This is a genomic window from Variovorax sp. YR566, from assembly GCF_051992195.1.
Classification (GTDB): Bacteria; Pseudomonadota; Gammaproteobacteria; order Burkholderiales; family Burkholderiaceae_C; genus Variovorax.
On record NZ_CP197092.1, the window covers coordinates 831,872 to 850,480 of the forward strand.

Below are 18,609 nucleotides of genomic sequence, written 5' to 3' on the forward strand. Positions count from 1 at the left end.
ATGGGACACCCCGGCATCCAGCTTCTGTTTGCCGGAACCATCTTCAGCAGCGCGTTCCTGCTGTTCCTGGTCCAGCCGCTGATCGCGAAGCAGATTCTTCCGTGGTTCGGCGGCTCGGCTGCGGTCTGGTCGATCTGCATGGTGTTCTTCCAGGTGGTGCTGCTCGCGGGGTACGCGTATTCCGACTGGGTCACGCGCCATCTGCGCATGCGGGCGCAGGCCGTGCTGCATGTGGCGCTGCTGCTCGCGAGCCTGGCGTTTCTTCCGATCGTGGTGAGCGCCAACTGGAAGCCGACGGGCGCCGAAGACCCGGCCTGGCGGATCCTGGGGCTGCTGTTCGGCACCATCGGCTTGCCGTATTTCCTGCTCTCGACCACCGGGCCGCTGGTGCAGTCATGGGTGGCGCGCACGCCGTGGGGCGCGCAGGTGTACCGCTATTTCTCGCTGTCGAACCTGGCCTCGCTGCTGTCGCTGCTGAGCTATCCCGTGCTGATCGAGCCGCGCAGCACGCTGCTGCAGCAGGCGCACGGATGGTCGTGGGGCTACGCCGCCTTCGTGGTGCTGTGTGCCGGCACGACGCTGTACATGGCGCGGCGATTGACGGCCGAGGTAGTGCCGCAGCAGTCATCGCCGGGCCAGGCCACCCAAGCCGTCGTGGAGGACAAGCCGCCGCGCGTCGCCGACTACCTGCTGTGGCTCGCGCTGCCGGCGCTGGCGTCGTGGCTGCTGCTGGCCGTGACGAACCACATCACCCAGAACGTTGCCGCGGTGCCATTCCTTTGGGTGCTGCCGCTGTCGCTGTACCTGCTGACTTTCGTCCTGTGCTTCGAGAGCGACCGCTGGTACAGGCGCGGCGTGTTCCTGCCGCTGGCGGCCGTCATGCTGCTGCTGTGCGCCTTCGGCCTGCAGCACCACATCGGCGCCGAGGTCCGCATTGCGTTGCCGCTGTATGTGTCGGGGCTGTTCGTGCTGTGCATGTTCCTGCACGGCGAAACCGCGAAGCTGCGGCCGGGGCCGCGCTACCTCACGCGCTTCTATCTGATGATGTCGCTCGGCGGGGCGCTGGGCGGGGTGACGGTCGGACTGGTCGCGCCGCATGTGCTGGTGGCGTACTACGAGCTGGGGCTCGGCCTGATGCTGACCGCGCTGGCGGCGGCGGCCGTGCTGCGCCAGCGGGTGTGGCTGCGGGTCTGCTGCGTGGTGCTGGCCGCCTGCTGCACGCTCTTCCTGCTGCTGCAGGTCGGCAGCGACCGGTCGGGCGCGCGCAGCCTGCAGCGCAATTTCTATGGGGCGCTGCTGGTCTACGACACGACGGGCGATCCTCCGTCCGACAACGTGCGCCAGCTGGCGCATGGGTCGATCAAGCACGGCTCGCAGTTCCTGGACCCGGAGCGCCGGCACGAGCCCACCACCTACTACGGCGAAACCTCCGGCATCGGCCGCGCGATCGACTCTGCGCCGGCCGGGCCGCGCCGCGTGGGCCTGATCGGACTGGGTGCCGGCACGCTTGCGACCTATGGCCGCAGCGGCGACGTCTACCGCTTCTACGAGATCAATCCGCAGGTGTTCGCGCTGGCGGACAAGGAATTCAGTTTCCTGCGCGACAGCGAAGCGCGCATCGAGCGCGTGCTCGGCGATGCCCGGCTGGCGCTGGAGCGAGAGCCGGCGCAGGGTTTCGACGTGCTCGCGGTCGACGCCTTTTCAGGGGATTCGGTGCCGGTGCACCTTCTCACGGCCGAGGCGATGGACGTGTACCTGCGGCACATGAAGCCCGACGGCGTGATCGCCTTTCACGTGACCAACCGGTTCCTGGCGCTCGCTCCCGTGATCGCCAAAGTGGCCGAGGCCCGGGGACTGCACGCGGTGCTGGTGCACGACGAGGCCGAGCAGTCCGACTGGCTGCACCGTACCGACTGGGTGCTGGTCGCGCGCGATCCGCAGGTGCTGGCGCGCGAGCTGATACGGGAGGCCGCGACGCCGATCGCCACGAAGCCGGGCCAGCGGCCCTGGACCGACGACTTCAACAACCTGCTGGGCGTGCTGAAGTAGTGTGGTGCATTGGCGCGGCCATGAAAAAGGCCCGCACGTGGCGGGCCTCTTTTCACAATTGTCAGCGCAGCGTGGCTTCAGGCCTTGGCGTCTTTCTCGCACTTCTTCATGAAGCTGTTCTTGGCGGCGCCGGCCAGTGCCTTGCCGTTCTTGTCGACGGCCTTGGCGGCGCAGGCGGGAGCAGCTGCAGCCTTGGTGTCCTTCTCGCACTTCTTGATGGAGCTGGCCTTGGCCGCGCCAGCGAGGGCCTTGCCATTCTTGTCCACAGCCTTGGATTCGCAGCTTGCACCGGCGGCGGCGGCGGGTGCAGCAGCGGCGGCGGGGGCTGGTGCCGGGGTGGCGGCCTTGTCTTGAGCCTGTGCGGCGCCGAAGGAAAGACAGGCGCCGAGTGCGAGCAGGGAAAGGAGCTTCTTCATGGTGATGTGTCCTTGCAAGGTTGGGTTGTGACAGGAGCCCCGCCTCGGGGCCGACCATCCTAACGGGCCAAGCCAACAATCGGATGACCATCGTCAACTGCACCCGGGTTTGCCCCCGGTAAAATTCCCGGATGCTATTGGTCAAACAGGAGCTGCTCGCGGCGCTCGCGAACACGCTCGAATCCTTCTCGCCCGGCGCTGGCTCCAAAGCCGCGTTCGAGTCGCCCAAGGTGGCTGCGCATGGCGATTTCGCCAGCACGGCCGCCATGCAGCTCGCCAAACCGCTGGGGCGCAAGCCCCGCGAGCTGGCCGAGCAACTGAGCGCTGCGCTGCTCGCCACCTCCGCTTTCGGCCAATGGGTCGAGGCCATCGAGATCGCCGGGCCCGGCTTTCTCAACATCCGCCTGAAGACGACGGCCAAGCAGCAGATCGTGCGCGAGGTGCTGTCGGCCGGGAATACTTTCGGGCAACAGCCCGCCACCGGCGAAAAGGTGCTGGTCGAGTTCGTCTCGGCCAACCCGACCGGCCCGCTGCATGTCGGCCACGGCCGCCAGGCGGCACTGGGCGACGCCATCTGCAACCTGCGCGCCTCGCAGGGCGAAAGCGTCTGGCGCGAGTACTACTACAACGACGCCGGCGTGCAGATCCAGACGCTGGCCACCAGCACGCAGCTGCGCGCCCGCGGCTTCAAGCCCGGCGACGCCGAATGGCCCAGCGGCGAGAAGGCCCCGGCCTACAACGGCGACTACATCGCCGACATCGCCGAAGACTTCAAGGCGAAGAAGACCGTCAAGTCGGAAGACCGCGAAGTCACCGCCAGCGGAAACATCGACGATATCGACGCGATCCGCGAGTTCGCCGTGGCCTATCTGCGCCGCGAGCAAGACCTCGACCTGCAGGCCTTCCGCGTTCATTTCGACCAGTACTACCTGGAGTCCAGCCTCTATACCAGCGGCCGCGTCGAAGCTGCCGTGCAGAAGCTCGTGGCCGCCGGCAAGACCTACGAACAAGACGGCGCGCTGTGGCTGAAGTCGACCGACTACGGCGACGACAAAGACCGCGTGATGAAAAAGCAGGACGGCACGTACACGTACTTCGTGCCCGACGTTGCGTATCACATCGCCAAGTGGGAGCGCGGCTTCCACAAGGTCATCAACATCCAGGGCACCGACCACCACGGCACCATCGCGCGCGTGCGCGCCGGCCTGCAGGCGGCGGGCGAAGGCATTCCCGAGGGCTACCCCGACTACGTGCTGCACACCATGGTGCGCGTCATGAAGGGCGGCGAAGAGGTCAAGATCAGCAAGCGCGCCGGCAGCTACGTCACGCTGCGCGACCTGATCGAGTGGACCAGCACCGACGCCATCCGCTTCTTCCTGCTCAGCCGCAAGCCCGATACCGAATACACCTTCGACGTCGACCTCGCGGTGACGAAAAACAACGACAACCCGGTTTATTACGTGCAGTACGCGCATGCGCGCATCTGCTCGGTGCTGGCCGGCTGGGGCGGCGACGCCGCCACGCTGAAGGACGTCGACCTGTCGCCGCTCGAAAGCCCGGCGGCCCAGGCGCTGATGCTGCTGCTGGCCAAGTACCCGGCCATGCTGACGGCTGCGTCGAAGGACTTTGCCCCGCACGACGTCACGTTCTACCTGCGCGAGCTGGCCGCCAGCTACCACAGCTACTACGACGCCGAGCGCATCCTGGTCGACGACGAAAAGGTCAAGCTGGCCCGCCTGGCGCTGGTCGCCGCGACCGCGCAGGTGCTGCACAATGGCCTCGCGATTCTCGGCGTCAGTGCGCCGAGCAAGATGTGAACCTCCTCACCATGAAGAAGACAACCAGACAACGCGGCAACATCGTCATCGGCCTGATCATCGGGCTGGTGCTCGGCCTGGGCGTCGCGCTGGGCATCGCGGTCTATGTGACCAAGGTGCCGATCCCGTTCGTGACCAAGACGCAGCGCGGCGGCGCCGAGCAGGACGAGGCCGAAGCCCGCAAGAACCGCGACTGGGACCCGAACGCGCCGCTGGCCGGCAAGGCAGGCGCTGCCAAGCCGGCGCCCGCACCTACCGGCCCGGTCAACCCCGTCACCGGCGAGCCGGCCACCACCGCCGTGGCCCCTGCCACCGCCCCGCCCACGACCGCACCGCCGGTGCCCGTGGTGGTGGCGCCCAAGCCGCCGCGCCCTGCGCCGGTGCCGGCTGAAGCCAATGCCCTGCCGCCGTCGAACGATCCGCTGGGCGACCTGGCCCGGGCGCGCTCGGGCGGCGGCGCCAGCTCCGGCAGCACGACCACCGCGTCGGCCGCACCGAGCAGCAACAGCAATGCCGGCAGCAGCAGTTCGGGCCCCGATCCGTTCATGTACTTCGTGCAGGCCGGCGCCTTCCGCACCACCGACGACGCCGAGGCGCAGCGCGCCAAGCTGTCGCTGATGGGCGTCGAGGCCAAGGTCACCGAGCGCGAGCAGGCGGGCCGCACCGTCTACCGCGTGCGCGCGGGCCCCTTCAACAAGAAGGACGACGCCGACCGCCTCAAGGAGCGGCTCGACGGCGGCGGCATGGATTCGGCGCTGGTTCGCGTGCAGCGCTGACCCGGCAGCCGACACAAATAGCCCCTAAGCTTCGCCGCGCGGCGTTTGCCGCCACCATCCACTGCCTCGGGCGCGCCGGATGAGGGGGAACTCCCCGCCGCGCGCCGGCTCAGTCTGCCGTAACAACTGGAGAGTTCTTTCAATGAAACGTCGTGACTTTTCGCTGGCCGCCACTTCGCTCGGGCTGCTGTCCCTGGCTGCCAACCCGGCCCACGCTCAGGCGCGCGCGCCCAAGGCCGGCACCGAGTACCTGGTGCTCGACAAGCGCGTGCCGGTCGATGCACCCGCCGGCAAGATCGAGGTGGTCGAGTTCTTCTCGTACAACTGCCCGCATTGCAACGACTTCGAGCCGGCGCTGGAAGCCTGGATCAAGACGGTGCCCAAGGAAGTCGCCTTCCGCCGCATCCCCGTGCCTTTCGTGGGCAACGACGTCGAAGCCAAGCAGCGCCTGTACTACGCGCTCGAAGCCATGGGCAAGGTAGACGAATATCAGCCGAAGGTGTTCAACGCGATCCACGCGCAGCGCCAGAACGTGAACGGCGACGCCAACATCATTGCCTGGGCCGCCGCCAACGGCCTGGACGGCGCCAAGTTCAAGGAAGTCTTCACCTCCTTCGGCGTGGCCAGCAAGGCCAAGCGCGCCTCGCAAATGACCGACGCCTACAAGGTGGCTGGCGTGCCGGCAATGGCCGTGGCCGGCCGCTGGTATGTGGATGGCGAAACCGCCGGCAACATGACCAAAGTGCTTCAGGTCGTGAACTATCTGATCGGCGAAGCGAAGAAGGGCTGACCCCCCCCAGGATCGTGGTCCGGCGGAGCCGGTTCCGCGGTGTTCCAGGAAGAAAGTCAAGCCCGCATCGGCGGGCTTTTTCATCTGTGCGTGCGGGGCTGACGCAATCAGCCGCATACAATGCCGAGCAAGTTTCGTGCCTCTATGACATTGCACTCTCACCCCACCACTCCCTTCCTCCGTCGCATCGGCCGCCTGGCCGCCGGCGCGCTGTTGCTGGCCGGCCTTGCCTCGGGCGCACTGGCCGAAACCGCCGACCGCACCAAGCCGATGAACATCGAGTCGGACTCGATGCGCTACGATGACCTGAAGCAGACCAGCGTGTTCACCGGTAACGTGCTCGTTACGAAGGGCACGATCATCATCCGCGGCGCACGTATGGATGTACGCCAGGACCCCGAGGGCTACCAGTACGGCGTGGTCACGGCGGCACCGGGCAAGCGGGCCTACTACAAGCAGAAACGCAATGCGCCCGACGAGTGGATCGAGGGCGAGTCGGAAGTCATCGAGTACGACAGCCGCGCCGACAACGTCAAGTTCATCCGCAACGCCACCATGCGCCGCCTGCTCGGCGCTACGCCGAACGACGAGAGCCAGGGCGCGCTGATCGTCTACGACCAGAGCAACGACACCTACACGGTCAACGGTTCCACCGTGCCGCCGAACACCGCCGTCAACGCGTCCACCCCGGGCGGGCGCGTCAAGACCATCCTGACCCCCAAGGCCGCCACCGCACCGGCAGCCGGTGCCTCGGCCCCGGCCGGCGCGAAGGCGCCGCCGCCGGCGCCCATGCCCGCACCCGGCAAGGGCCTGCGCCAGAGCACCACGCTCAGTGACCAGGGAGAAACCCGCAAGTGATCGAAACCGCAGGAACGCAGGACACCAACGGCGCACCGGGCAGCCGCCTGATCGCGCGCGGCCTGAAGAAGAGCTACGGCAGCCGTACGGTCGTGAAAGACGTCTCGCTCGACGTGCAGAAGGGCGAAGTCGTCGGACTGCTCGGGCCGAACGGCGCGGGCAAGACCACCTCGTTCTACATGATCGTGGGGCTGGTGCGCGCCGACGCGGGCGACATCAGCATCGACGGCGAGCCCATCGCCCACATGCCGATCCACCGCCGCGCCCGCATGGGCCTGAGCTACCTGCCGCAGGAAGCCTCGATCTTCCGCAAGCTCACGGTCGAGGAAAACGTGCGCGCCGTGCTCGAGCTCCAGAGCGAGCCCGACGAGAGCGGCAAGATGGCGCCGCTGTCGAAGCAGCACATGGACGAGCGCCTGGCCGAGCTGCTGGCCGACCTGCGCGTTGACCACCTGCGCGATTCGCCCGCGCTTGCGCTGTCGGGCGGCGAGCGCCGCCGCGTCGAAATTGCGCGTGCACTGGCCACGCAGCCGCGCTTCATCCTGCTGGACGAGCCCTTCGCCGGCATCGACCCGATCGCGGTGATCGAAATCCAGCGGATCATCAGTTTCCTGAAGGAGCGCGGCATCGGCGTGCTCATCACCGACCACAACGTGCGTGAAACGCTGGGCATCTGCGATCACGCTTTCATCATCAGCGACGGGCATGTGCTGGCACAAGGCACACCCTCGGAGATCGTCGACAACGCCGAAGTACGCAGGGTGTACTTGGGCGAACACTTCCGCATGTAAGGGCGGGAGCGGTTCCCATGAAGCAAGGGCTATCCCTTCGCGTCTCGCAGCATCTGGCGTTGACGCCACAGCTGCAGCAGTCGATCAGGCTGCTTCAACTCTCCACGCTCGAACTGAGCCAGGAGGTGGAGCAGATGCTCGACGAGAACCCGTTCCTCGAGCGCACGGCTGAAGAAGCGGCGCGCGAGGAATTCGGGCTCGACACGGCCGATGCCCCGGTGCCGCGCGACGACGGCGGCGATAGCGGCGACGGCGAAAGCGACTTCGCTTCGCCCGCCGCCAGCGCGTCCACTGCTTCCACCGAAACCAGCACCGCCACCACGGCCGACACCGACGGCCCCGCTGCCGAGATCACCGAGCGCGAGCCCGACTGGGAAGGCGACGGCACCGTCGACATGGCGCCCGACGACAGCGAATGGGGCAGCGATGCGCCCGCGCGCCAGAACAACCTGGGCGACGACGAACGTGCCGACGCCACCGAACTCGCGCGCAGCCAGGAGTCGCTGCAGTCCTTCCTGCACCGCCAGGCCCTGAGCCTGCGCCTGAACGAGAACGACAGCGCCGCGCTGCGCTTTCTCATCGAATCGCTCAACGACGACGGCTACCTGGAAGACTCGCTGCCCGCACTGGCCTCGGGCCTGGCCGGCGACGACAACGACCAGTTCGACGACCTCGTGCATCACTTTCAGGTGGCGCTCGGCCTGCTGCAAAGCCTGGAACCCGCCGGCGTCGGCGCTCGCGACCTCGGCGAATGCCTGGGCATCCAGCTGCGTGCCCTGGCCCGCGAGGACGAGACCGACGAGGAAGAGCTGGTCCGCAAGACCGCCATCGCCATCTGCAAGCAGCCGATGGAACTGCTCGCGCGCCGCGATTTCAAGCGCCTGGCCACGCTCACCCGCAGCAACGAGGAGCTGGTGCGCTCGGCGCTGCAGATCATCGCGCGGCTCGAACCCAAGCCGGGTCGGCGCTTTGTCGATGTCGAGCGCAACATCGTCATTCCCGACGTGATCGTCACCAAGACGGGCCGCGGCACCAATGTGAAGTTCCGCGTCATGCTGAACCCCGAGGTGATGCCGCGCCTGCGCGTGCACGACATCTACGCCGGCGCGCTCAAGTCGCACAAGGGCGAAGGCAGCCAGGCGCTGTCGCAGCGGCTGCAGGAGGCGCGCTGGTTCATCAAGAACATCCAGCAGCGCTTCGACACCATCCTGCGCGTGAGCAACGCCATCGTCGAGCGGCAGAAGAGCTACTTCGTGCACGGCGAACTCGCGATGCGCCCGCTGGTGCTGCGCGAGATCGCCGACGAGCTGGGCCTGCACGAATCGACCATCTCGCGCGTGACCACCGCCAAGTACATGGCCACGCCCTTCGGCACGGTCGAGCTCAAGTACTTCTTCGGCTCGGCGCTGGGCACTGAGACCGGCGGCAATGCGTCGAGCACCGCGGTGCGCGCGCTGATCAAGCAGTTCGTCAGCTCCGAGAGCATCAAGAAGCCGCTGTCGGACAGCCAGATCTCCGAGATGCTGAAAGAGCAGGGCATCGAGTGCGCGCGCCGCACCGTGGCCAAGTACCGCGAGGCGCTGCGCATCGCGCCCGCCAACCTTCGCAAGGCCCTGTAGAAAGCCACCGATGACCCGTCGCCTGCTGTCGCTTTCGCGTTGTGGGCATTGGGTTTTCGTCATGGCGGCGGTCTTGCTGTTCGCAGGCTGCGCCACATTGCCCGACGAGGCGCCGCGCCCGCCCACCAAGGCCATGGCCGTGTCAGCCGACACCGCGCTCGGCAAGATCGCGCTGGCCTCGCAGCCCGACCCCGACCTGAGCGGCTTTCGCCTCATGCCCGGCGGCGACTTCGCCTTCGACACCCGTATCCAACTGGCCCGTCGCGCGCAGCGCACGCTCGACGTGCAGTACTACCAGATCGAGAACGACGAAACCGGCCGCTACCTGATGCGCACCCTGCGCGACGCCGCTCAGCGCGGCGTGCGCGTGCGGCTGCTGATGGACGACCTCTACACCTCCGGCGAAGACGAGCTGCTGCTCGGCCTGGCCGCCACGCCCAACGTGGAGCTGCGCCTGTTCAACCCGTTCCCGGCCGGGCGCGGCAGCCTGCTGAAGCGCTTCAGCGCGTCGCTTTTCGACTTCAGCCGCGTCAACCGCCGCATGCACAACAAGCTGTTCATTGCCGACGGCGCGATGGCGGTGGCGGGCGGGCGCAACATCGGCAACCAGTATTTCAGGCGCACGGCGGGCGAGAACTTTCTAGACCTCGACACCTTCGTCACCGGCGCGCTGATCCCGCGGCTGGGCAGCCTGTTCGACCAGTACTGGAACAGCATCTACGTGCGGCCGATCCAGTCGGTGGTGAGCAGCGACCTGTCGCGCGAGGAGCTGCAGAAGCGCTTCGACGTCGCCACCGGCCCCGACACCACGCCACCACCGCCGCCGCCCGCGCCCAACGACCTGCTTGGCTACAGCCCGATGGCGGAAGACCTGAACGCCGGCAAGCTCGGACTGATCTGGGCCACCGCAGAGGCCTACGCCGATTCGCCCGAGCGCGTGATCGGCAAGACCGTCTCATACGGCGGCGTGCCGCTGCTGGACGTCGACAGCGTGCGCTACAACGTGGTCGAGCAGATGCGCCGTGCGCGCTCCGAGGTGACCATCGTCTCGCCCTACCTCATTCCGGGCGCCTCGGGGCTGGAGGTGATGCGCGAGATCCGCGGCCGCAACGTGAAGATCAGCGTCGTCACCAATTCGCTGGCCGCCACCGACGAGCCGTTGGTGCACACCGCCTACCGCCGCTACCGGCCCGACATGCTCAAGCTCGGCGCCGACCTCTACGAACTGAGCTCCACGCGCACCCGGCGCAGCGTGCGACTCGGCCTGTTCGGCACTTCGGTGGGCAGGCTGCACGCCAAGTCGGCGGTGATCGACCGGCGCATTCTTTTCGTCGGCTCGATGAATTTCGATCCGCGCTCGGAGACGCACAACACCGAGATCGGCCTCTTCATCCGCAGCCCCGAGATGGCGCAGCAGGCACTGAAGCTCATCGACGTGCTCAAGCAGCAGGGCGCCTACCGGCTGCGCTTTGCCGAGGGCAGCAACGAGTCGCGCATCGAATGGGTCAGCGACGACGCCGGCAAGCTCACCGTGCTGAGCGAGGAGCCCGACTCCGGCTTCTGGGACCGGACCATGCTCGAATTGCTGGCGCCGCTGACGCCGGAGAGCCTGTTGTAGCGTCGGCTCAGTTGCCGCGCACGGCCGACCAGATCAGCCGCAGGCCCAGCAGCCCCATCACGCCGCCGGCGGCCCGGTCGATCCAGACCTTGTAGCGCAGGTAGGCCGAGCGCGGCGCTGCCGAGGAAAGCGCCAGCGCCACGATGGCGTACCAGCCCGTCTCGATGCAGAAAATGACCGCCGGCACCGCCAGTGCGAGCACCAGCGGCACCTCGCGCGGCAGGAAGGCCGCGAAGATGCTGGCGTAGACCACGGCAGTCTTCGGGTTGCTGACCTGCGTGGCCAGGCCCAGCAGGAAGGTGCGGCCGCTGCGGCCCTGCTGGCGCGGCGACCCGTCCGTCTCCTGCGCCGCCACGGCCAGCGGCTGCCGCGCGCCGCTCCAGATGCGAAAGCCCAGGTAGACGAGGTAGGCGCCCCCCAGGCCCTTGATGGCCACGTACAGCGCCGGCACGGCCAGGAACGCCGCCTGCAGCCCGGCCAGCGCGGCGATCGCGAAGACCAGCCCGCCGGCACCCATGCCCAGCGCTGCGGCCAGTCCGTCGGTGCGCGAGGTCACGGCGGTGCGCGCCACCATCACGAAACTGGGGCCGGGACTCATCGCGCCCACAGTCATGGCGCCGGCGATGCCGAGCAGCGAAAGGGTGGTGTTCATCATGGCCTTGCCTTCTCCGGTGTCACTGCACGTTGACCGCTTCGACCTGCACCAGCAGCTTCACCTTGTTCTCGAAGCCGAAGTTCAGCCCCCAGGTGATGCCCCAGTCGCTGCGCTCCACGGTCGTCTCGAAGTCGCCGCCGCACACCTGGCGGTTGATCAGCGGGCTCAGGTAGCAGTTGAAGCGCACGGCCTTCAGCGTCACCGGCTTGGTCTGGCCCATCAGCGTGAGCGTGCCGGGCACGTCGACCACCTTGCCGCCGCTGAAGTCGATGCGGTCGGCCACGAAGCGGCCGGTCGGAAACTCGGCCACGTTGAAGAAGTCCTTGCTCTGCACGTGGCGGTTGAGCAGGTCGACGCCGGTGTTGATGGAGCTGATGTCCATCGTGATGTCGACCTTGCCGCTCGCGCCGGTACCGTCGATCTGCACGGAGCCGTCCTTGGTGCTGAAGCGGCCCCGGTTGGTGGTGGTGCCGTAGTGGCCCATTTCGTACATCACGAAGGTGTGCGTCGGGTCGACCACGTAGTTGGCGTTTTTCACCGGCCCGCCCGCGGGCTTGGCGGCCACGGCCGGCGCGGTGTATTCGGGCCCTTGTGGTTGCTGCTGTGCCGTGGCGCCGGTGAACGCGGCGGCCGACAGGGCCGCGGCGAGAAGGAGCTTTTTCATGGCGTTGGTTGTGTGGGTCATGAAAGAGAAAAGTGAGTGAGGGGAGGGCAGGCCCATTCGGCCGTTCACAGCGGCCCGAGGCCTGTGAGCGTGAACTTGAAGCGCACCTGCACCTCGTTGCCGACCATCGAGGTGTCGGTCCATTCGCCGTCGCCCACCTTGTAGTCGAGCCGCTGGATCGTAAAGCTTCCGGTGGCCACCGCGTAGTTGCCGCCGGCCGCCGCGATGCTGACGGGCACCGTCACGGACTTGGCCGTGCCCTTGATGGTGAGCTTGCCCGCCATCTCGAACTTGCCGTCGCCCAGCGCCTTGATGGCGCTTGACTGGAAGCTCGCCTGCGGGAAATGCGCGGCGTCGAACCATGGCTGCTTGGGCAACTCGGCATCGCTCATCGGAACGCCGAAGCCTGCGCTGGCCGTGTCGATCTGCAGCGCGACGCTGCCGCCCTCGGGCTTCTTCGGATCGAAGGCGACGTGTGCGTCGAACTTCTTGAATGTGCCTTCCACCGGCACGCCCATCTGCTTGGTGACGAACACGATCTGGCTCTTGTCGGCAACGAGCTTCGCGGCCGCGGGCTCGGCGCCGGCCGGCAGTGCCATCGCGAAGGCCAGTGCCGCGAGCGACGGCAAGAGGCGGAAAAACAGTCGCTTCATCATCGAGCAGATTCCTTGCGTGGCCCGGGCCACATGCGTTTCAGAAGACCGTCGCGGTCGATCCAGTGGTGCTTGAGCACCGCCACCACGTGCAGCAGCGTGACGCCCGCCAGCACGAAGGCGCAGTTGCGGTGCAGCGGCTGCAGCACCGCCTCGGCGAAGTCGTGGTCGACCGGCACGAAGTCGGGCAGCGGCAGCACGCCGAACCACGCGACCGGCATGCCCATGGCCGAGCTGTAGGCCCAGCCGGACAGCGGCACCGCGAAGAACAGCAGGTACATCAGCGTATGGCTGATGCGGTAGCTGGCCAGCTGCAGCCGCGTCATGCCCGGCGGGAGCGCCGGCGGACGGTGCCCCAGCCGCCACAGCAGCCGCAGCGCCGACAGCGCGAGGATCGTGATGCCCGCCCACTTGTGCCAGCTATAGACCTTCAGCCGCAGCGGCGAGAACGGCAGGCCCGTCATGTAGAGCCCAACGCCGAACGAGCCGACGATCAGGGCCGCGAGCAGCCAGTGCAGCGCGATCGCGAGCGGGTCGTAGCGCGGGTCGGCGGCGAGGGGAGGGGGGGATGTGTCGGTGGACATCGAAGGCAGGGCTGGCGGCCTGTGCGCGGAGCATATATCGGAAGCCATGACAGCACAGCAGGGGCCGTGCCAGCCCGGTGGCCTCGGTCAGCCCCGCAGCAGCTGCGCCTTCAGCAGCACGCCGCGCAGTTCGTCCGGCTGCACCGGCTTGCGCAGCGCATGCCAGCCGCGCTCGGCGGCGAGCCGCTGGGTGGCTTCGTTGATGTCGGCCGAAATCAGCGCGATCGCCAATGAGGGCTTCTGCCGCTGCAGCTTCTCGGCCAGCGCGATGCCGTCAAGCGCGCCCGGCAAGCGGATGTCGCACAGCGCCGCGTCGAGCGCGCGCAGGTCGGCCAGCGCCAGCGCCTCGGCGGCGCTGGCATAGACGCGCGGCTCCACTTCCCATTGCAGCAGCAGGGCCGAGAGGCTGTCGGCTACCACCGTGTTGTCTTCCACCACCAGCACGGCGAGCCCGGGGCGCAACGGCGTGCGCGCCGCCTCGTCGCCATCGTTCTGCGCCACCGCAGCAGGGCGCGTCGCCACCACCGCGCCTTCCGGTGCGGCAGGCAACTCGAAGCTGAACACCGACCCTCGCCCCGGCGCCGAGCGCAGCGACACCGCAATGCCGAGATGCGCTGCCAGCCGCCGCACGATCGCCAGGCCCAGCCCATGGCCGCGCTGCAGATTGCGCTCGACGTTGCCGATCTGCTCGAAGTCGTTGAACACGCGCTGCTGCGCGTCGGCCGCGATGCCGATGCCGCTGTCGCGCACCTCCACGCGCCAGGCCCTGCCGGCGCCTCGCCGCCGCGCCCGCACCGCCAGCAGCACGCGCCCGCGCGGTGTGAACTTGACGGCGTTGTCGACCAGGTTGGCGAGCACGCGGCGCAGCGACACCGTGTCGCTCCAGGCGATTGCGTCGCGCGGGCAGCGCACCAGCACCCGGCCGTCGCCCGCCTGCCGGGCCAGTTCCTGCAGCAGCGGTGCCAGCGCCACTGCCGCCGGGCGCAGCGGATCGACCGCGGCCTCGATGCGGCCGATTTCCAGCAGCTGGTTGGTCAGCCCCTCCAGCGCCTGCTGCGCCCGCGCCAGCGAGCCCACCGTGTGCTGCACCGCCTCCATGTCCGCGCCGTTGTTCAGCTGCTGGCGCAGCACCTCGGCCTGCAGGCCGATGGCCATCACCGGCTGGCGCAGGTCGTGGTTGGCGGCCGAGAAGAAGCGCAGACGCTCGGCCTGCGCATGCTCGGAGGCGCGCAGGCCGGCCAGAGCCTGTTCGCGCAGGGTGCGCTCGTTGAGCCGCAGGCCGATGTTCTCTTCGAGCTGGCGCGAACGCTCGGCCACCAGCTTCCACATCATCGCGATCAGGCCGATGCCGATGACCGCCACGGCCATCATCACCGGCGCGCCCATCCATAGGCCGGTAACGATGATCGGCGCCAGCAGCAGCGTGATGGCGAGCTGCGTGGCCGGCGTGTAGAACGACACCGAGAAGGCCGACGACAGCGTCATGCCCATCAGGATCAGGCCCAGCAGCAGTTGCAGGTCGGCGCTCGCGGGGTTGAACAGCAGCACCCCGGCCAGCCCGTGCGCCAGCTCCCAGATGGCCGTGCGCAGCGTGTGCGTGCGCTGCGCTTCGCGCAGCGTTCCGGGTGTGAAGGGCTCTGGCAGGCGCTGCGGGAAGAAGCCGCGCATTACCGTCACCCCCGTGACCAGTGCGATCCAGACCAGCGCGCGCGTCAGCGAGTACTGCCAGGCGAAGAGCGCCGCCACGCCGCAATTCAGCAGGTACTGCACCAGCAGCACCGGACCGATGGGCCGGACCGACAGCCGCAGCACCTCGCACTGGATCGCGAAGCGGTCGTCGCCGCTGTCGCTGGCGGCGGCCGGCGCGGTCGGTGATGCGGGGGTGGGGGTCATCGGCGAATCGACTATATAGAGAAGGTGCGTGACGCGGCGACAATGGAGTCCCCTAGTCGGGTTCCCCGATGGCCTAATTTCCGTGAACGATCTCTCCTTTTTCCTGCCTTGCGCCGCCGGCGTCGAGGAATTCCTCGCCCAGGAGGTGCACGCCCTGACCGGCCGCGTCGGCCAGGACCTGCTCACGCTGCGCGGCGGCGTGCGCGTGCGCGCCGACTGGCGCGACGCCTTGAAGCTCAACCTGCACTGCCGGCTCGCGCAGCGCGTGCTGGTCGAACTGGCCCACGCGCCCTACCGCAGCGAGAACGACCTGTACGCCATCGCCAACGGCGTGGCCTGGGAGATCTGGTTCACCCCGAAGCAGACCTTCAAGATCGAGACCACCGCCCAGCACAGCCCGCTGCAGAGCCTGAATTTCGCCACCCTGCGCATCAAGGACGCCATTGCCGACCGCTTCCGCGCCAAGGCCAACGGCGTGCGCCCGAGCATCGAGACCCAGTGGCCCGACTGCCGCGTGTTCGCCCACCTGACCACCGACACCTGCACGCTTTACATCGACACCTCGGGCGAGCCGCTGTTCAAGCGCGGCTGGCGCCAGGACAAGGGCGACGCCCCGCTGAAGGAAACCCTGGCCGCCGCCATGCTGGCCGCCAGCGGCTGGTGGAATCCCGAAACGGGCGAAGTGTCGACCCAGCCGCTGTACGACCCCTGCTGCGGCAGCGGCACCATTGCCATCGAGGCGGCGCAGATCGCGCGCGGCATCGCGGCCGGGTCGCTGCGGCGCTTCGGCTTCGAGAAGCTGCTGCCGTTCCAGGCGCACGTGTGGAACGCCATCAGGCAGGAGGCCGAGACGACCGTGCGCGAGGGCGGCGTGGCGATCTTCGGCTCTGACGTGTCGCACCGCATGGTCGACTTTGCCGAACGCAACGCCGAGCGCGCCGGTGTGGCGCAGGCCATCGAGTTCCGTGGCGGCGATGCGCTGCAGCGCATGCCGCCGGCCGAGGGCGGCGTGATCATGCTCAACCCGCCGTACGGCGAGCGCATCGAGGTGGGCGGCGTGGCCGGCACGGGTCGCTCGGGTGCGCGCGAATCGGCGCAGACCTCGGGGGGGGGGGAAGCGGGTGGCGAGGGCGACGGCGGCGAATTCTTCCCGCAGCTCGCCACCCACTGGAAGAAGAACTACGCCGGCTGGACCGCCTGGGTGCTCACGCCCGACCTCAAGCTGCCCAAGCAGATGCGCCTGAAGGAATCGCGCCGCGTGCCGATGTGGAACGGCCCGATCGAATGCCGGCTGTTCCGCTTCGACATGGTCGCGGGCTCAGCGCGGAAGTAGCTCGCCTTCGGGCTTCGGCTGCTGTTCTTTGGCTTCCTTGGGGCGAACGGCACAGGCCGCGTTGATCGTTCGCGTGACGAGGTCGCGCGCGCCGGCCAGGGTCACGGTGCGCACGTCGCTCTCCTCGAAATGCCTCACCGCGACCGGCTCGCCGACGAAATCCGGATGGCCGAAGTAGGTAGCGCTCACGTAGCGCGCGCTGCGGGCCTCGCAATCGACCTTGGCCCGGGCCTGGAAAGAGCGGAACCTGATGCCGTCGCGGCCCGTGCGGTCTTCCGGCAGGCTCATGCGCAGGCTCACGAGGCGGTTCGAGCCGTCCACCTCGACGGTGGTCGGCTCGACCTGCACGTAGCTGCTGGTGGCGTCGCCGGGCGTGCCCGACAGCGTGAACCACTCGGCCCGGACACCCACGGAGGCGAGCAGGACGAGGCAGAGCAGCGGGAGACGTTTCATGAAAGAGGGCGGATGCTGTGATGAGGCAGGGCGCGCAAGCGCCCGGGAGCATTGTCGTCGGCCGAACCGACTCGGGCCTGACGCCGGCCCCGCATGGTGCAACATCGGCGGTATCCCCCGCACATTCCATGACGTTGACAGAATCCTCCGCCCCCGTCGTCATCGACACCAACATCGCGCTCGACCTGCTGGTCTTCGAAGATCCGGCCTGGGAGCCGCTGACTGCGCGGCTGGCCACGGGAGAACTGCGCTGGCTGGTTACGGCCGCCATGCGCATGGAGCTCGAACGCGTGCTGGGCTATCCGCTGATTGCAAGGCGCATGGCGCAGCGCGAACTGCAGGTGCCGGCGGTGCTGGCAGATTTCGACGCGCGGGTGCAGATGGTCGAGGGCATTCCGCCGCGCGCACCTTGCGTGTGCAGCGATCCTGATGACCAGGTGTTCATCGACCTGGCTGTGGCGCATCGGGCGCTGCTGCTGAGCAAGGATCGGGCGGTGCTGTCGATGAAGAAGAGGCTGGCGCTGCGTGGGGTGGCGGTGCAGGCGACGTTTGGGCCGTGAGATCTGCCGCTCGCATCCTCTCCATCGGTGCCGGAGCGATTGCGCTCGGCTTTGTCTTCTACAAGCTCATCGGGCCCGTGGGCCATTGGTATGAACTCAAAGAAGCAAATTGATCGCCAATAACTCGCGCAACGACTGTCGCTAATTCGGGAGAGGCGCCAGATACCACCGCCCCAGCAACCGCGCCACCGCCCGCACCCGCTGCGTATCGCGCCCCCACCGCCGGCTCGCCGGCAGCTTCTGCGCCCACTTCATGCGCCGCGCTGCGTTCGCGATGCGCTCGCGCACCTCTTCGTTCACGCCGGACAGCGCCGCATGCCAGTGCTGCCCGGCAGCCTGCGGCGCGGCGGCTTCCAGCATCATGGCCGTCGAGTGCAGGTAGCTCAGCCAGTCGCGCGCCTGGCATTCGGCCAGTGTCATGACCTCGGCCGGGTCGTCCTCGAAATCGATGTAGCCGATCACGCCGTCAGGGCACTGCACGAGGTTGCGGTCGAAGGCCTGGCTCAGGTGCTGGCCGCGCACGTGCACGGCGGCGATTGCTGTCAGGCCCTCGCGCCAAACAGCCAGCAGCGCCGCGGGGCCCGCTGCGGCGGCCTGGTCGAGCCGCTCCTGCAGCACGACCGTCGCGCGGCCGCTTTCGCCCAGGTCGGAGATCAGCAGGCCATCGGCCTGTTGTGCCAGCACCACCGGCACGCGCAGGCCGGCGGCCGCGAGCTGTTTCAGCCGACGCGCCTCGGTGGCGATGGCCGCTTCGCCGCCCGGGTTGGGCACCGGCTTGATGATGTCCAGCCGCGCCATGCGGGCGACCGCCGCCATCACGCGGTAGCCCCACTTGCCATGCCGGGGGCCGGCCTTCTTGAGCCACACGCGTTCGCTGCCGAAGCGGTGGCTGGCCACGTTCTTCTTCTGCTGGGGCAGGGTGGTGCGCAGGAACTCCGCGTAGTCGCTGGGCGCTGGCGGGTTCGGGGAAAGCGCGTCGAGGGGCGCGGGCGCCGAAGCTGCGCCCTTGCGCGTTTGCAGGCGCGCGTTGGCGCCTCGTCTCAAAGGATTCATCAGGTCGATACCTCCGCACTCCGTGCT

Annotated in this window: 18 protein-coding genes; 10 read left to right on the forward strand and 8 right to left on the reverse strand. The window is 68.2% G+C overall.

The genetic code is table 11. The features are described 5' to 3' along the window. The gene (locus tag ACTG4X_RS03910; RefSeq protein WP_440533252.1) at window positions 1–2,049 is read left to right on the forward strand and encodes a spermidine synthase; all 2,049 of its coding nucleotides are present in this window, start codon (window positions 1–3) and stop codon (window positions 2,047–2,049) included. 77 nt (window positions 2,050–2,126) lie between these two features. Here the strand turns inward: ACTG4X_RS03910 and ACTG4X_RS03915 are convergent, their stop codons facing one another. After that, entirely contained in the window at window positions 2,127–2,465 is a 339-nt protein-coding gene (locus tag ACTG4X_RS03915; RefSeq protein ID WP_093077002.1) for a hypothetical protein, read from the reverse strand. A gap of 131 nt (window positions 2,466–2,596) precedes the next feature. On the opposite strand from ACTG4X_RS03915, the gene argS reads away from it, so the two are divergent. From argS to ACTG4X_RS03950, 7 genes are all read left to right on the forward strand, one after another. After that, on the forward strand, window positions 2,597–4,282 hold the full coding sequence (gene argS, locus ACTG4X_RS03920) for an arginine--tRNA ligase (RefSeq protein WP_440533253.1): 1,686 nt from the start codon (window positions 2,597–2,599) through the stop codon (window positions 4,280–4,282). A gap of 11 nt (window positions 4,283–4,293) precedes the next feature. Further along, entirely contained in the window at window positions 4,294–5,058 is a 765-nt protein-coding gene (locus ACTG4X_RS03925; RefSeq protein ID WP_093175654.1) for an SPOR domain-containing protein, read from the forward strand. A gap of 142 nt (window positions 5,059–5,200) precedes the next feature. Beyond that, complete coding sequence (locus tag ACTG4X_RS03930) at window positions 5,201–5,848, forward strand: thiol:disulfide interchange protein DsbA/DsbL (protein WP_093054102.1); 648 nt, start codon at window positions 5,201–5,203, stop codon at window positions 5,846–5,848. 144 nt (window positions 5,849–5,992) lie between these two features. After that, window positions 5,993–6,706 (forward strand): lipopolysaccharide transport periplasmic protein LptA, encoded by a 714-nt coding sequence (lptA, locus tag ACTG4X_RS03935; protein WP_440533254.1) that lies wholly within the window; start codon window positions 5,993–5,995, stop codon window positions 6,704–6,706. After that, window positions 6,703–7,497, forward strand: a complete 795-nt coding sequence (lptB, locus tag ACTG4X_RS03940; protein ID WP_440533255.1) for an LPS export ABC transporter ATP-binding protein — start codon at window positions 6,703–6,705, stop codon at window positions 7,495–7,497. Before lptA ends, lptB begins: the two co-directional genes overlap by 4 nt. A gap of 17 nt (window positions 7,498–7,514) precedes the next feature. Next, window positions 7,515–9,116: an RNA polymerase factor sigma-54 gene (rpoN, locus tag ACTG4X_RS03945; RefSeq protein WP_440533256.1), complete on the forward strand. Its 1,602-nt coding sequence runs from the start codon at window positions 7,515–7,517 to the stop codon at window positions 9,114–9,116. A 10-nt stretch (window positions 9,117–9,126) separates the two neighbouring features. Next, on the forward strand, window positions 9,127–10,734 hold the full coding sequence (locus tag ACTG4X_RS03950) for a phospholipase D family protein (protein ID WP_440533257.1): 1,608 nt from the start codon (window positions 9,127–9,129) through the stop codon (window positions 10,732–10,734). A 7-nt stretch (window positions 10,735–10,741) separates the two neighbouring features. On the opposite strand, the gene ACTG4X_RS03955 is transcribed toward ACTG4X_RS03950, so the two are convergent. The 5 genes from ACTG4X_RS03955 to ACTG4X_RS03975 all read right to left on the reverse strand — a co-directional run bounded on the left by ACTG4X_RS03955 (window position 10,742) and on the right by ACTG4X_RS03975 (window position 15,183). Beyond that, complete coding sequence (locus tag ACTG4X_RS03955; RefSeq protein WP_097200432.1) at window positions 10,742–11,389, reverse strand: LysE family translocator; 648 nt, start codon at window positions 11,387–11,389, stop codon at window positions 10,742–10,744. 19 nt (window positions 11,390–11,408) lie between these two features. Beyond that, window positions 11,409–12,053, reverse strand: coding sequence for a YceI family protein (locus ACTG4X_RS03960; protein ID WP_093054276.1), 645 nt, complete (start codon window positions 12,051–12,053; stop codon window positions 11,409–11,411). 65 nt (window positions 12,054–12,118) lie between these two features. Next, the gene (locus ACTG4X_RS03965) at window positions 12,119–12,706 is read right to left on the reverse strand and encodes a YceI family protein (protein WP_097200936.1); all 588 of its coding nucleotides are present in this window, start codon (window positions 12,704–12,706) and stop codon (window positions 12,119–12,121) included. After that, window positions 12,706–13,290: a cytochrome b gene (locus ACTG4X_RS03970; RefSeq protein ID WP_307615322.1), complete on the reverse strand. Its 585-nt coding sequence runs from the start codon at window positions 13,288–13,290 to the stop codon at window positions 12,706–12,708. Before ACTG4X_RS03970 ends, ACTG4X_RS03965 begins: the two co-directional genes overlap by 1 nt. 87 nt (window positions 13,291–13,377) lie before the next feature. Beyond that, the gene (locus ACTG4X_RS03975; RefSeq protein ID WP_440533258.1) at window positions 13,378–15,183 is read right to left on the reverse strand and encodes an ATP-binding protein; all 1,806 of its coding nucleotides are present in this window, start codon (window positions 15,181–15,183) and stop codon (window positions 13,378–13,380) included. 82 nt (window positions 15,184–15,265) lie between these two features. Here ACTG4X_RS03975 and ACTG4X_RS03980 point away from each other — a divergent pair, with 82 nt between their 5' ends. Further along, window positions 15,266–16,516 carry a THUMP domain-containing class I SAM-dependent RNA methyltransferase gene (locus ACTG4X_RS03980; protein ID WP_440533259.1) on the forward strand — a complete coding sequence of 417 codons (1,251 nt, stop codon included), beginning with the start codon at window positions 15,266–15,268 and terminating at the stop codon, window positions 16,514–16,516. Here the strand turns inward: ACTG4X_RS03980 and ACTG4X_RS03985 are convergent. Then, window positions 16,502–16,969, reverse strand: a complete 468-nt coding sequence (locus tag ACTG4X_RS03985; RefSeq protein ID WP_093175149.1) for a surface-adhesin E family protein — start codon at window positions 16,967–16,969, stop codon at window positions 16,502–16,504. The two genes, ACTG4X_RS03980 and ACTG4X_RS03985, sit on opposite strands and share 15 nt — an antisense overlap. Before the next feature lie 128 nt (window positions 16,970–17,097). Here ACTG4X_RS03985 and ACTG4X_RS03990 point away from each other — a divergent pair, with 128 nt between their 5' ends. Beyond that, window positions 17,098–17,529, forward strand: a complete 432-nt coding sequence (locus ACTG4X_RS03990; protein WP_097200429.1) for a putative toxin-antitoxin system toxin component, PIN family — start codon at window positions 17,098–17,100, stop codon at window positions 17,527–17,529. A gap of 141 nt (window positions 17,530–17,670) precedes the next feature. Here the strand turns inward: ACTG4X_RS03990 and ACTG4X_RS03995 are convergent, their stop codons facing one another. Beyond that, a complete protein-coding gene (locus ACTG4X_RS03995) occupies window positions 17,671–18,582 on the reverse strand; it encodes a hypothetical protein (RefSeq protein WP_093054128.1) in 912 nt (303 codons plus the stop codon). Window positions 18,583–18,609: the final 27 nt, after the last annotated feature.

Coding starts and splice junctions, on each gene's coding strand:
- ACTG4X_RS03910 (WP_440533252.1), top strand. CDS start 1: ATGGGACACCCCGGCATCCAGCTTCTGTTTGCCGGAACCATCTTCAGC.
- ACTG4X_RS03960 (WP_093054276.1), bottom strand. CDS start 12,053: ATGAAAAAGCTCCTTCTCGCCGCGGCCCTGTCGGCCGCCGCGTTCACC.
- ACTG4X_RS03930 (WP_093054102.1), top strand. CDS start 5,201: ATGAAACGTCGTGACTTTTCGCTGGCCGCCACTTCGCTCGGGCTGCTG.
- rpoN (WP_440533256.1), top strand. CDS start 7,515: ATGAAGCAAGGGCTATCCCTTCGCGTCTCGCAGCATCTGGCGTTGACG.
- argS (WP_440533253.1), top strand. CDS start 2,597: ATGCTATTGGTCAAACAGGAGCTGCTCGCGGCGCTCGCGAACACGCTC.
- ACTG4X_RS03995 (WP_093054128.1), bottom strand. CDS start 18,582: ATGAATCCTTTGAGACGAGGCGCCAACGCGCGCCTGCAAACGCGCAAG.
- ACTG4X_RS03955 (WP_097200432.1), bottom strand. CDS start 11,389: ATGATGAACACCACCCTTTCGCTGCTCGGCATCGCCGGCGCCATGACT.
- ACTG4X_RS03965 (WP_097200936.1), bottom strand. CDS start 12,706: ATGAAGCGACTGTTTTTCCGCCTCTTGCCGTCGCTCGCGGCACTGGCC.
- lptA (WP_440533254.1), top strand. CDS start 5,993: ATGACATTGCACTCTCACCCCACCACTCCCTTCCTCCGTCGCATCGGC.
- ACTG4X_RS03985 (WP_093175149.1), bottom strand. CDS start 16,969: ATGAAACGTCTCCCGCTGCTCTGCCTCGTCCTGCTCGCCTCCGTGGGT.
- ACTG4X_RS03950 (WP_440533257.1), top strand. CDS start 9,127: ATGACCCGTCGCCTGCTGTCGCTTTCGCGTTGTGGGCATTGGGTTTTC.
- ACTG4X_RS03915 (WP_093077002.1), bottom strand. CDS start 2,465: ATGAAGAAGCTCCTTTCCCTGCTCGCACTCGGCGCCTGTCTTTCCTTC.
- ACTG4X_RS03990 (WP_097200429.1), top strand. CDS start 17,098: ATGACGTTGACAGAATCCTCCGCCCCCGTCGTCATCGACACCAACATC.
- ACTG4X_RS03970 (WP_307615322.1), bottom strand. CDS start 13,290: ATGTCCACCGACACATCCCCCCCTCCCCTCGCCGCCGACCCGCGCTAC.
- ACTG4X_RS03975 (WP_440533258.1), bottom strand. CDS start 15,183: ATGACCCCCACCCCCGCATCACCGACCGCGCCGGCCGCCGCCAGCGAC.
- ACTG4X_RS03925 (WP_093175654.1), top strand. CDS start 4,294: ATGAAGAAGACAACCAGACAACGCGGCAACATCGTCATCGGCCTGATC.